Source organism: Bradyrhizobium sp. LLZ17 (genome assembly GCF_041200145.1).
In the GTDB taxonomy this organism is placed as follows: Bacteria; Pseudomonadota; Alphaproteobacteria; order Rhizobiales; family Xanthobacteraceae; genus Bradyrhizobium.
In genome coordinates, this window is sequence record NZ_CP165734.1 from 1573766 (window position 1) to 1586226 (window position 12461).

At 64.2% G+C, this 12461-nt stretch carries 11 protein-coding genes and 1 pseudogene; 9 read left to right on the forward strand and 3 right to left on the reverse strand.

Annotated features, from left to right (window positions below):
• Positions 1-11 precede the first annotated feature (11 nt).
• Positions 12-890 carry an SDR family oxidoreductase gene (locus AB8Z38_RS07865; protein ID WP_369724008.1) on the forward strand — a complete coding sequence of 293 codons (879 nt, stop codon included), beginning with the start codon at positions 12-14 and terminating at the stop codon, positions 888-890.
• A gap of 24 nt (positions 891-914) precedes the next feature.
• Here the strand turns inward: AB8Z38_RS07865 and AB8Z38_RS07870 are convergent, their stop codons facing one another.
• From AB8Z38_RS07870 to AB8Z38_RS07880, 3 genes are all read right to left on the reverse strand, one after another.
• Complete coding sequence (locus AB8Z38_RS07870; RefSeq protein ID WP_369724010.1) at positions 915-2249, reverse strand: dicarboxylate/amino acid:cation symporter; 1335 nt, start codon at positions 2247-2249, stop codon at positions 915-917.
• 82 nt (positions 2250-2331) lie between these two features.
• Positions 2332-2886 carry a biotin transporter BioY gene (locus AB8Z38_RS07875; protein WP_369726765.1) on the reverse strand — a complete coding sequence of 185 codons (555 nt, stop codon included), beginning with the start codon at positions 2884-2886 and terminating at the stop codon, positions 2332-2334.
• A 90-nt stretch (positions 2887-2976) separates the two neighbouring features.
• A complete protein-coding gene (locus AB8Z38_RS07880; RefSeq protein ID WP_369724012.1) occupies positions 2977-4164 on the reverse strand; it encodes a pyridoxal phosphate-dependent aminotransferase in 1188 nt (395 codons plus the stop codon).
• A 168-nt stretch (positions 4165-4332) separates the two neighbouring features.
• On the opposite strand from AB8Z38_RS07880, the gene AB8Z38_RS07885 reads away from it, so the two are divergent.
• The 8 genes and pseudogenes from AB8Z38_RS07885 to AB8Z38_RS07920 all read left to right on the forward strand — a co-directional run.
• Complete coding sequence (locus AB8Z38_RS07885; protein WP_369724014.1) at positions 4333-5742, forward strand: M48 family metalloprotease; 1410 nt, start codon at positions 4333-4335, stop codon at positions 5740-5742.
• Positions 5743-5854: 112 nt separating this feature from the next.
• Positions 5855-6622, forward strand: a complete 768-nt coding sequence (locus AB8Z38_RS07890; protein WP_369724016.1) for a DsbA family protein — start codon at positions 5855-5857, stop codon at positions 6620-6622.
• Between the two features lie 253 nt (positions 6623-6875).
• Positions 6876-7727, forward strand: a complete 852-nt coding sequence (locus tag AB8Z38_RS07895) for a DUF1236 domain-containing protein (RefSeq protein WP_369724017.1) — start codon at positions 6876-6878, stop codon at positions 7725-7727.
• 228 nt (positions 7728-7955) lie between these two features.
• Positions 7956-8423, forward strand: a complete 468-nt coding sequence (gene aroQ, locus AB8Z38_RS07900; RefSeq protein ID WP_369724019.1) for a type II 3-dehydroquinate dehydratase — start codon at positions 7956-7958, stop codon at positions 8421-8423.
• A gap of 36 nt (positions 8424-8459) precedes the next feature.
• On the forward strand, positions 8460-8945 hold the full coding sequence (gene accB / locus AB8Z38_RS07905; protein WP_369724021.1) for an acetyl-CoA carboxylase biotin carboxyl carrier protein: 486 nt from the start codon (positions 8460-8462) through the stop codon (positions 8943-8945).
• A 97-nt stretch (positions 8946-9042) separates the two neighbouring features.
• Positions 9043-10401 (forward strand): acetyl-CoA carboxylase biotin carboxylase subunit, encoded by a 1359-nt coding sequence (gene accC / locus AB8Z38_RS07910; protein WP_369724023.1) that lies wholly within the window; start codon positions 9043-9045, stop codon positions 10399-10401.
• 104 nt (positions 10402-10505) lie between these two features.
• The gene (locus AB8Z38_RS07915) at positions 10506-12032 is read left to right on the forward strand and encodes a CHASE3 domain-containing protein (protein ID WP_369724024.1); all 1527 of its coding nucleotides are present in this window, start codon (positions 10506-10508) and stop codon (positions 12030-12032) included.
• Positions 12029-12457: pseudogene (locus tag AB8Z38_RS07920) on the forward strand (response regulator); the annotation flags it as partial. The gene AB8Z38_RS07915 and the pseudogene AB8Z38_RS07920, both read left to right, overlap by 4 nt.
• Positions 12458-12461: the final 4 nt, after the last annotated feature.

The following is a 12461-nucleotide window of genomic DNA, read 5'->3' on the forward strand; positions in this document are numbered from 1 at the left end:
GGAGATTGCTCATGCGTGTATTCGTCACTGGCGCCACCGGCTTTGTCGGCTCCGCCGTCGTTTTGGACCTGATGGCCGCCGGCCACAGCGTGCTCGGCCTCGCCCGCTCCGATACCGGTGCGGCAGCGCTCAGTGCGATGGGGGCCAAGGTCCATCGCGGGTCGCTGGAAGATCATGCGTCATTGCGCAGCGGCGCGGCCGCCGCCGACGGGGTGCTGCACCTCGGTTTCAACCATGATTTCTCGAAATTCCAGGACAATTGCGAGCTCGACCGCCGCGCGATCCTGGCGCTCGGCGAAGAGCTCAAGGGCTCCGAGCGCCCTCTCATCGTCACATCCGGCGTTGCGCTGCTTGCGCCTGGCCGTGTTGCGACCGAGGACGACGAGACTGCACATCGCTTTCCGCGCGTGTCGGAAGCAACGGCGCTGTCGCTGGCCGGCGTCCGCGCCGCCGTGGTCCGGCTGCCGCCGTCGACCCATGGCGAGGGCGACCACGGCTTCGTCCCGATCCTGATCAACCTCGCGCGCCAGAAGGGTGTGTCGGCCTATGTCGGCGACGGCGGCAACCGCTGGCCTGCCGCGCATCGCGTCGATGCGGCACGGGTCTACCGGCTTGCGCTCGAGCACGGCGCGGCTGCACCGCGCTATCACGCGATCGCCGAGGAAGGCGTGCCGTTCAAGGCGATTGCCGAGGTGATCGGCCGAAGGCTCGGCCTGCCCGTGGTCTCGAAATCACCGGAAGAAGCGGCCGACCATTTCGGCTGGTTCGCGCGATTCGCCGGCGTCGACGTGCCGACGTCGAGCGCCAAGACGCGCGCTCTGCTCGGCTGGCAGCCAAAGGAGAAAGGGCTGATCGAGGATTTCGACCAGCCCTATTACTTCAAGGCCTGACCGCGGGCCGGCCCGGCTTCCAGATCAGTCCGTCGTGACGGCGGTTTCCATGTCCGTCGGATCGATCTGCCGGCTCAGCCGCGCGTTGAGCTTGTCGCGATCGAGCTCACCCTCCCACCAGGCGACAATCACGCAGGCCACGCCGTTGCCGCAGAGATTGGTCAGCGCGCGGCACTCGCTCATGAACTTGTCGATGCCGAGCACGATCGCCATGCCCGGCACCAGGCGCGGATCGACCACGGCGAGCGTTGCCGCCAGCGTGATGAAGCCTGCGCCGGTGATGCCGGAGGCACCCTTCGAGGTCAGCATCGCCACGATCAGGATCGTCAGCTGCTGGCCGAACGTAAGATCGAAGCCGAGCGCCTGCGCGATAAACAGCGTCGCCAGCGTCATGTAGATGTTGGTGCCGTCGAGATTGAACGAATAGCCGGTGGGCACCACCAGGCCGACCACCGACTTCGAGCAGCCGAGCCGTTCCAGCTTCTCCATCAAGGATGGCAGCGCGCTTTCCGACGACGAGGTGCCGAGCACGATCAACAGCTCGTCCTTGATATAGGCCAGGAACTTGAAGATCGAGAAGCCCGCGATGCGCGCGATAGTGCCGAGCACCACGAGGACGAACAGCGCTGCCGTCAGGTAGAAGGTCGCAATCAGCCCCATCAAGTTGAGGATCGCGCCGGTGCCGAACTTGCCGATGGTGTAGGCCATTGCGCCGAACGCGCCGAGCGGCGCCGCGCGCATCACGATCGAGATGACGCCGAACACGGCATGCGCCGCGTCGTCGATGAAGCTGCGGATGGTATGGCCCCGCTCGCCAAGGCCCATGATGGCGAAGCCGAACAGCACCGAGAACAGCAGCACTTGCAGGATCTCGCCGGTCGCGAAAGCACCGACCACGGTGTCAGGGATAATGTGCAGGATGAAGTCGACGGACCTCTGGCCCTCGGCCTGCTTGGCGTAATTGGCAACCGCGTTCGCGTTCGCGGCCGCGCTGCCGAAGCCGGCGCCCGGCTTGATGATATTGCCAATGAGGAGGCCGATCACCAGCGCGAAGGTCGAGACGACCTCGAAATAGACCAGCGCCTTGACGCCGATGCGCCCGACCTTCTTGGCGTCCTGGATGTGGGCGATGCCGGAGACGACGGTGCAGAAGATGATCGGCGCGATCACCATCTTGATCAGCTTGATGAAGCCGTCGCCGAGCGCCTTGATCCAGTCGTTGGTAGCAACCGACGGCCAGAATGAGCCGACGATGGCGCCGAGCACGATGGCGATCAGCACCTGGACGTAGAGAATTTTATACCACGGCTTTGCGGCGGTCGGCGCGACCGGCGCCCCCGCCATTGTTGTCGTCGTCATTGTTTCACTCCCCCTCAAACTCAGAGCCAGCCAAGAGCAACTTGGCCGGCCCTGTCAATTGGAACTGCTCGGTTTGCGCGCTTTACCGGCGATCGATGATCCGGCGTGCCGCCGGCATCAATGTCGCACCTAGCGCGTTCTTGACCAGAGACGCCGCGATGAACGGCAGCAGGCCGACCTGCCAGGCCTTGGTGGCACCAAGACCCAGGCCAAAGGCCAACCAGCCGAAACCGGCGGCGAGAATGACGATATGACCGACGGCCATCGCTGCGAACAGCCAGACCACGCTGCGATCCCAGCCCCGCTCGGCGAGCCAGCCGGTGACGAAGGCGGCGCCAACGAAACCGAACAGATAGCCGGCGGTCGGGCCGAGCAGCGGCGCAAGTCCACCAACCGGACCTGCAAACACCGGAAGCCCCATCGCGCCTTCGGCGAGGTAGGCAACCATGGTTGCGCTGCCAAGACGCCAGCCGTAGGCGGCGCCGATCATCAGCACCACGAGCGTCTGCAACGTCATAGGCACGTAAGGCAGCGGCAGGCTGACCTTGGCGGAGAGCGCCATCAGCGCGGTGCCGAGCGCGACCAGCACAAATCCGCGCAAGCGGCCTGCAGTTTCGCCCGGTCGGGCGGGCCACACTAATGCGGCGAGAGGAAAATGCGGCGTAGCGGCGGATTCGACGGTTTGGTCAGACAAGATGCACTCCGGAAGGCTGTTCGAAACTCGCGGCTATTTAAGCCAGTGAGCGATCCGGTCAACTGCCTCGCGCATCTCCGCGGCCGAGCGCGCATAGGACAACCGTATGAACGAGCGGCCATGGATGGGATCGAAGTCGAGGCCGGGGGTCGCCGCAACGCCGGCCTGGTCCAGCATCTGCTTGGCGAAATCGAAACTGTCGGAGGTGAAGCCCGAGACGTCGGCATAGAGGTAGAAGGCGCCGTCCGCAGGCAGGAATCGGGTCAGGCCGGCCTTGGGCAATCCCTCGATCAGAATGCGGCGGTTCTCCTGATAGCCGTGCTTGATCTCCTCCATCTCCGCCGCGCCGTCGAACGCAGCTTCGGCGGCGATCTGCGACAGCGACGGCACCGAGATCGAGAGGTTCTGCTGGAGTCGTTCGATCGGGCGCACCAGGACGTCGGGCACCACCATCCAGCCGACGCGCCATCCCGTCATGCAAAAATATTTCGAGAACGAATTGATCACCACTGCGTGCTCGGATAGCTCTGCCGCCGTCACCGCCGGAAAGGCGTAATCAAGCCCGTGATAGATCTCGTCGGAGATGAAGCGGATGCCTGCATCTTCCGCCGCGGCGATCAGGCTGGAGAGCGCCTCCCTCGACATCATCGTCCCGGTCGGATTGGCGGGGCTGCCGACGAGCACGCCCTTGAGCGGCGCCTTGCGATGGGCGGCGAGCAAGGCCTCACCGGTCAGCGCGTGTCGCGTCTCGTTGGTGGTCTCGATCAGCACCGGCTCGCAGCCGAGCGCGGTGAGGATGTGGCGATACGGCGGATAGCCCGGCACAGTCACCGCGACGCGATCGCCAGGCTCGAACATCGAGAGGAAGGCCAGGATAAAGCCACCGGATGAGCCCGTGGTCACCACGATCCGCTCGGGGCTGACGATGCAACCATAGGCATCGCGATAATGCCGCGCGATGCGCTCGCGCAGGCTGGGGATGCCGAGTGCCGAGGTATAATCGATCCGCGCGGCTTCGAGCGCCGCATGCGCAGCCGCAATTGCCGTCTTCGGCGCGCCGGCCGCGGGCTGGCCGACCTCCATATGAATGACATGGCCGCCGGCCGCCTCGATCCGGGCCGCGGCCGCCATCACGTCCATCACCATGAACGGGGGAACATCGCTGCGGCGGGACGGCTCAAGCCACTGCCCCGCCCGGTTCCTCAAGGTCGCATCGTGCATCGATTTCTGCTATTCACTGGCGGAACGGTCCGTCCGGTCCGGGAAACCGGGCGCTTGCGCCCCAGACTGGCCGCATTATACGGCTCATAAGGGCATATCGCCTATCCGGTCCCCCGCCAATCACCAAAAACCAGATGCCCTTGAAGACCGTTTGACCCAGACCGTTTGATGTTGCTCCAGATCGCATTGCGCAAGAAGGCCTCGGCGCTGACCGCCCTCGTGACGGCGGCGGCGATGGTGCTGTCACCGTTCTCCATGGCACGGGCGCAGGAAGGCGGCAAAGGACCGCCGGTCCTGCGCGACACCGAGACCGAGCAGTTGTTGCGCGAATATACCCGCCCGATCCTGCGCGTCGCCGGTCTGGAGAAGCAGAACATCCAGATGGTGATCATCAACGACAACTCGTTCAACGCGTTCGTCGCCGATGGCCGCCGCATCTTTGTCAATTATGGTGCGATCCTTCAGTCGGAGACGCCGAACCAGATCATCGGCGTGCTTGCGCACGAGACCGGACATCTGGCGGGCGGCCATCTGTCCAAGATGCGCGAGCAGCTCGCCACCGCCCAGACCCAGATGATCATTGCCATGCTGCTCGGCGCCGGTGCGCTGGTCGCCGGTGCCAGCCGCGGCTCGAGCAGCACCGGTAACAACGGGCTTGCCAATGCGGGCGCAGCTGTCATTGCCGGACCGCAGGAGATGATCCGCCGCTCGCTGTTGTCCTACCAGCGCCAGCAGGAGGAGAACGCCGACCGCGCCGGCGTGAAATTCCTGACCGCGACGCAGCAGTCGCCGAAGGGCATGTACGAGACGTTCAAGCGCTTCACCAGCGAGAGCCTGTTCGCCGCACGCGGCGCCGATCCCTATCTGCAGTCGCACCCGATGCCGGCGGAGCGCGTCGCGGCCCTCCAGGAGTTCGCCAGCACCAGCCCCTATTGGGACAAGAAGGACGATCCTGCCCTCCAGCTCCGCCATGACATGGTGCGCGCCAAGATCTCCGCCTTCATGGAGCGGCCGGAGACGGTCTATCGCCGCTATCCCCTGACCAACGACACCATGCCGGCGCGCTATGCCCGCGCCATCAGCACCTATCTGCACGGCGATCTGCGCAGCGCCCTCGCCCAGATCGACGCGTTGATCCAGGCCCAGCCGAATAACCCGTATTTCTACGAGGTCCGCGGCCAGGCCCTGCTGGAGAGCGGCAAGCCGGCCGACGCCATCGCTCCCCTGCGCAAGGCTGTCGCGCTATCGAACAACGCGCCGCTCATCGAGATGTTACTTGGGCAGGCTCTGGTTGGAACCGATAATAAGGCCTACACGGACGACGCCATTCGGATTCTCCGTGCCGCGGTGGCGCGCGAGCCGGAAGCGCCGCTCGGCTACATGCAGCTCGCGATGGCCTATGGCCGGAAGGGAGACTACGCCGAGGCGGATCTCGCATCGGCCCAGGCCGCCTACCTGCGCGGCGACAACAAGACCGCCCGCGAGCTCGCCACGCGCGCGAAAACCAGATTCGCCGTCGGCACGCCCGGATGGGTCAGGGCCGACGACATCGTGGCGTCGAAACCGCCGCGCAACTAGAACGACGCCTTGTTACCCTTGTTACAATGTCTGCCACCATGACGCTACGACACCGCGTTTAGGTCCCCCGGGACGCTTTTTCGAAACCTGCTCTGGATAAGAGGATTTGCCAATGCCTTCGCTGCGCCTGCTTGCTCCCGCGCTGTTTGCGCTCGCCATGTTTGGCGCAACCGTGCCCGCGTCGGCCGACAGCTTCTCCGATGCCCAGCGCACCGACATCGAAGCGATCATCAAGAATTATCTCGTCAGCCATCCCGAGGTGCTCGAGGAGGCCATGACCGAGCTCAGCAAGCGTCAGGCCGCGGCCGAGACCCAGAAGCACGAAGCCAGCATCGCCCAGAACTCGGATGCGATCTTCAACTCGCCGCGCCAGGTCGTGCTCGGCAACAAGGACGGCGACGTCACCTTCGTCGAGTTCTTCGACTACAATTGCGGCTACTGCAAGCGTGCGATGAGCGACATGCTCGACCTGATGAAGGCCGATCCGAAGCTGAAGGTCGTGCTGAAGGAGTTTCCGGTGCTGAGCCAGGGCTCGGTCGAGGCCGCCCAGGTCGCGGTCGCGGTGCGGATGCAGGATCCGAGCGGCAAGAAATATCTCGACTTCCACCAGAAGCTGCTCGGCGGCCGCGGCCCGGCCGACAAGGCGCGCGCGCTTCAAGCCGCCAAGGAAGCCGGCCTCGACACCGCGAAAATCGAAAAGGACATCGCCAGTCCGGAAGTGCGCACCACCATCGAGGAAAACTTCAAGCTCGCCGAGACCATGGGCATGAACGGAACGCCGAGCTACGTGATCGGCAAGCAGATCGTGGTCGGCGCCATCGGGCTCGACGGCCTCAAGGAAAAGATCGGCCTGGCCCGCTGCGGCAAGGCGACCTGCTAACAAGGCGACCTGTTAACAAGGCGACTTGCTGGTCAAACCTCCTACAACTTCACGCATGCAACCAGGCCGGCTGAAAAGCCGGCCTTTTTCGTTGCCCAAAGCGCGGCACAAATCCTGGCGTGAATCCGGCGCGGACGTTCATCCCGCGTTTAAGAAACAAATGCCGCGGAACAGCCGAAGTTCCGGAACAACTCAAATCTCCTTTCGTTGGTGGCGCGGGCAATGACGCAAGGAAACACGTGAGGAGAATACGATGTTGAACCGCTTTATGATTTCGGTTGCCGCACTCGCGCTCGTCGCAGGCACCGGTCTGGCGAACGCACAGGGCACGATGAAGAATGAGAGCGGCGGCGCCGGCGCACAGCCGATGCAGCACTCGCAGTCCTCCGGCGGCGCCACCGAGCGCGGCTCGATGGGCAAGGAATCGAGCCATGAGAAGGGCACGGTCGGCCAGGCCGGCGGCTCCAGCAGCATGAAGTCCGGCACGTCCGCCGAGGACAAATCCTCCGGCGCGTCCAAGGACGAGCGCTCCGGCCGCGAGATGAACAAGAACGCGGCTGAGGAGAAGTCCGGCGCGACCAAGGGCCAGCGCTCCGACGAACGCGCGCAGGGTCAGCAGGACAAGTCCAAGAGCATGAGCCAGGACACCAGCAAGTCCGGCAAGGACCAGAAGGACATGAAGGCTGAGGGCACCAAGAGCGGCGCCAGCAGCACCAACAATGCCGAGAACATGAAGGGCACCGAGCGCACCAACCAGAACGCTCAGGGCCAGACCGGCACCAGCACCAACCGGAATGCTCAGGGTCAGAGCAGCACCAACACCACGGTCGGCCAGGCCGCCGCCGGCGCCAAGCTCTCGACCGAGCAGCGGACCCAGATCACGTCCGTGATCCGCGACGAGCACGTGGCTCCCGTGAACAACGTCAACTTCGCGATTTCGGTCGGCACCCGCGTTCCGCGCGAAGGCATCGAGCTTCACCCGCTGCCGTCCCGTGTCGCCACGATTTATCCGGAGTGGCGGAGCTACAGGTACGTGCTGGTGCACCAGCAGATCGTGATCGTTGACCCCAATACCTACGAGATCGTCGCCGTACTCGACGTGTAAGGCGGATCGCGGTTAACGTCCGGGGCGGGCAGCAATGCCCGCCCCTTCGCATTGGCGCCGGCAGCCATGGTTCGGGCTGGTTAACAAGCAATTTCCGTAGTTTCCGCACAGGTTTTTGCGTCCTGGATGAGGGGCTTGAAGCGGCCCTGGAGCCCCTTCAAGGCTTCCCCTAGCCCGCTTTGTTACCTATAACCCCCGCCACGCCGAAGCACCTCTGCCGGGATTGGAATGGCCGAACCTGCAACCGATACGATCCTCGTCCTGAACGGGCCGAACCTCAACATGCTGGGGACGCGCGAGCCCGAGAAGTACGGTCATGACACGCTGGCCGACGTCGAGACGCTGTGCCGGGCGACGGCGGCGCAGTTCGGTCTCAAGGCCGACTGCCGGCAGTCCAACCGCGAGGGCGAGCTGATCGACTTCATCCACGAGGCGCATGCGCGCAAGATGAAGGGCATCATCATCAATGCCGGCGGCTATTCGCACACGTCGATCGCGTTGCACGACGCGCTGCTCGCGGTGCAGATTCCGACAGTCGAAGTGCATGTGACCAACATCCACGCCCGCGAGAGCTTTCGCCACCACTCCTACACCGCGCGCGCGGCCTTCGCCTCGCTCTGCGGTTTCGGCATCGAGGGCTACCGCCTCGCCATCCAGGGCCTTGCCGCCAAGCTCGGCATCAAGCCCAAAGCCTGACGCTCCTCATCACACAGAACATTCGGATCAAACAACATGGCGCGCCAGCCAGACGATAAAGCAGCCGCAAAGTTTTCCAGCGAGGATTCCGCACTCGTCCGCGAGCTTGCGTTGCTGCTCGATGAGACCAGCCTCACCGAGATCGAGATCGAACGGGCCGGCCTGCGCCTGCGCGTCGCGCGCAACATCAGCGTTGCCGCGACCATGCCCGCTCCGGTCGCGCATGCCGCCCCTGTGGCGGTCGCCGCGGCGGCGACCGCACCCGCGGCTGCGGACATGTCGAAACATCCGGGCGCCGTGACCTCGCCGATGGTGGGTACCGCCTATTGGGCGCCGGAGCCAGGCGCCAAGCCCTTCATCGAGATCGGCAGCAAAGTCTCGGTCGGCCAGAACCTGCTGATCATCGAAGCCATGAAGACCATGAACCAGATCCCCTCGCCGCGGGCCGGCACGGTGACGCAGATCCTGGTCGAGGACGGCCAGCCGGTCGAGTTCGGCGAACCGCTGGTGATTATTGAGTAAAGCGAATGGGGAGTAGCGAATAGCGAATGGTGTCCCCATTCCTTACCGCTATTCGTCATCCGCCGTTCGCTCCTCCCCATTCGCCCGCTGAGGCACCATGTTCGACAAGATCCTCATAGCCAATCGCGGCGAGATCGCCCTTCGCATCCTGCGGGCCTGCAAGGAGCTCGGGATCGCGACCGTCGCCGTGCACTCCACCGCCGACGCCGACGCCATGCATGTGCGCCTGTCCGACGAGAGCGTGTGCATCGGGCCGCCGCCCTCGAAGGACAGCTATCTCAACGTGCCGGCGCTGTTGGCAGCCTGCGAGATCACCGGCGCGGATGCGGTCCATCCCGGCTACGGTTTCCTGTCGGAGAATGCGCGCTTCGCGGAAATCCTCTCCGAACACAATCTGCATTTCATCGGGCCGAAGGCCGAGCACATCCGGCTGATGGGCGACAAGATCGAGGCCAAGAAAACCGCCAAGCGGCTCGGTATCCCGGTCGTGCCCGGCTCCGACGGCGGCGTCGGCCCCGAAGACGACGCGATGGCGATCGCGAAGAAGATCGGCTTTCCCGTGCTGGTGAAGGCGGCGGCGGGCGGTGGCGGCCGCGGCATGAAGGTCGCGCAAAGCGAGGCTGACCTGGCCCTGGCGCTGCAGACCGCGGCCAACGAGGCCAAATCCGCCTTCGGCGACGCCTCGGTCTACCTCGAGAAATATCTCCAGAAGCCGCGCCACATCGAGATCCAGATTCTCGGGGACGGCCGCGGCGGCGCGATCCATCTCGGCGAGCGCGACTGCTCACTGCAACGCCGGCACCAGAAGGTCTGGGAGGAAGGTCCCTCGCCCGTTCTCGCCGCCGCTGCACGGGCGAAGATCGGCGAGACCTGCGCGAAGGCGATGCGCGAGATGAAATATCTCGGCGTCGGCACCATCGAATTCCTCTACGAGGATGGCGAGTTCTACTTCATCGAGATGAACACCCGCATCCAGGTCGAGCATCCCGTCACCGAGAGCATCACCGACATCGACCTCGTGCTGGAGCAGATCCGCATCGCCGCAGGCGGCGATCTGCCGGCCAAACAGAGCGAGGTCCAGATCATCGGCCACGCGATCGAGTGCCGCATCAACGCCGAAAACCCGCAGACCTTCCGCCCCTCGCCCGGCCGGATCTCGCAATATCACCCGCCCGGCGGGCTTGGCGTCCGCATCGATTCCGCGGTCTATCAGGGTTACACCATCCCGCCCTATTACGATTCCCTGGTCGGCAAGTTGATCGTGCATGGCAAGACCCGCAGCGAGTGCCTGATGCGGCTGCGCCGGGCACTCGACGAGATGGTGGTCGAGGGCATCGAGACCACGCTGCCGCTGTTCCGGGACCTGGTCCGTCAACCCGCCATCATCGACGGCGACTACCACATCCACTGGCTGGAACAGTATCTCGCCGGCCAGGTCGATCCCGGCGGGAAATAATTTCCGCCCCCTTGGAACCCTTCGGCGCGCATCGCGTTCTGGACGGTTGGGCAGTTCCAAGGGGGCGTTTTGGACTTCGCTAATCGTCAGAAAGCGAGATCGTCGTGACCGCCGAGGCGCAACGGCTGCGCGCGCTTTGGCAGATCCTGCTGTTCACGGCGGGACTCCTGGTGCTGACCTGGATCAGCGCGGGGTCCGTCTACCTCGTCAACAAGGCGCGGGAAGACAGCAAATGGGTGATCCACACCATCGAGGTGGAAAATCAGGTGAATGCCCTGCTTCTGCAGGTTCGCCGCGCCGAGAGCAGCGCGCGCGGCTATCTTCTGACCCTCGGCCCCGAATTCCTCAGCGATCATGATGCGGCGGTGGCGGCCATCCCGCAGGCGCTCGACAAGCTCACCCGACAGATCGGCGACAACCCGGCACAACGTGCGAGCATCGCCAAGCTCCGCGAAGCTGTCGAAGCCCGGCTTGAGCAATTTTCGCGCGAAATGGATCTGGTCAAGCGGGGCGAACCGGACAGTGCCGCCGCGCTGCTCCGCCAGGCCGCCGCGTCCAATTCGACCAATGCCATCCAGGAGGTGGCAACATCGATGATTGCGGAGGAAGAGCGGCTGTTCTCGCTCCGCTCGGCGAATGCCGATCGCAGCCAGACGCTGGCGGCCTCGCTGACCGGGATCGGCTCCGGCCTCGTGGTCGTGCTCGCCCTGCTCTCGATCTGGCTGGTGCGGCGCTCGGCGGGCGCGCGCGACCAGGCCGAAACGCGCCTGCGCGATGCCAACGTGAACCTGGAGGCGACCGTCGACGAGCGCACGGCAGACCTGCGCGAAGCCAACGACGAGATCCAGCGCTTTGCCTATATCGTCAGCCATGACCTGCGCTCGCCGCTGGTCAACATCATGGGCTTCACCAGCGAGCTCGAGGAATTGGGCAAGGACATCTTCGGCCGCATCGGCAGCCTCACCCGCGTTCCGGCCGATGGGCCGCCGTTAGCACCCGATACTCCCGGCGGGATCGCACTCGAAGCTCAGGACGTCCAGCTTTCGCAGGATTTTTCCGAGGCGCTCGGCTTCATCAAATCGTCGATCGCCAAGATGGACCGCCTGATCTCGGCGATCCTCAATCTGACCCGCGAGGGCCGGCGCGAATTCCAGCCCGTCAAGATCGACACGCGTGAGCTGATCGAGACCGTCGTGTCGACGCTGGCGCATCAGGCGGCCGAAGCGCACGCCGAAATTCATGTCGAACCGCTGCCCAACATCGTCAGCGACCGCCTTGCGCTGGAGCAGATTTTTTCCAATCTGATCGACAACGCGATCAAATATCTCAAGAGCGGAGTTCCCGGCGAAATCAGAATCCGCGGGCGGACCAAGCTCGGTTACGCTATCTTCGAGATCAGCGACAACGGTCGGGGCATCGATCCGAAGGACCATCAACGGATATTCGAGCTGTTCCGCCGCGCGGGAACCCAAGACAGGCCGGGCCAGGGCATAGGCCTCGCCCACGTGCGTGCACTTGTGCGTCGTCTTGGGGGCACCATGTCGGTATCGTCGGAACTGAACACAGGCAGTACATTCACGATCACGCTGCCTATCGCCTGGAACACCGGCAATCGGAACAGAGATCGATGACCCAGCCTGTCACCATCATCATGATCGAGGACGACGAGGGACACGCGCGGCTGATCGAGCGCAACATCCGCCGCTCCGGGGTCAACAACGAGATCGTGTCGTTCCCCAATGGCACCGACGCGATGAAGCACCTGTTCGGTGCCGACCGCAGCGGGCTTGTCCAGAAAGGCAAGGCGCTTCTGATCCTGCTCGACCTCAACCTGCCCGACATGAGCGGGATCGATATCCTGAAGCAGATCAAGGAGAACAACTATCTCAAGGCCTCGCCGGTGGTGGTGCTTACCACGACCGATGATTCCCAGGAGATCAAGCGTTGCTACGAGCTCGGCTGCAACGTCTACATCACCAAGCCCGTCAATTACGAGAATTTCGCCAACGCCATCCGGCAACTCGGCCTGTTCTTCTCAGTCATTCAGGTCCCCCCGCCGC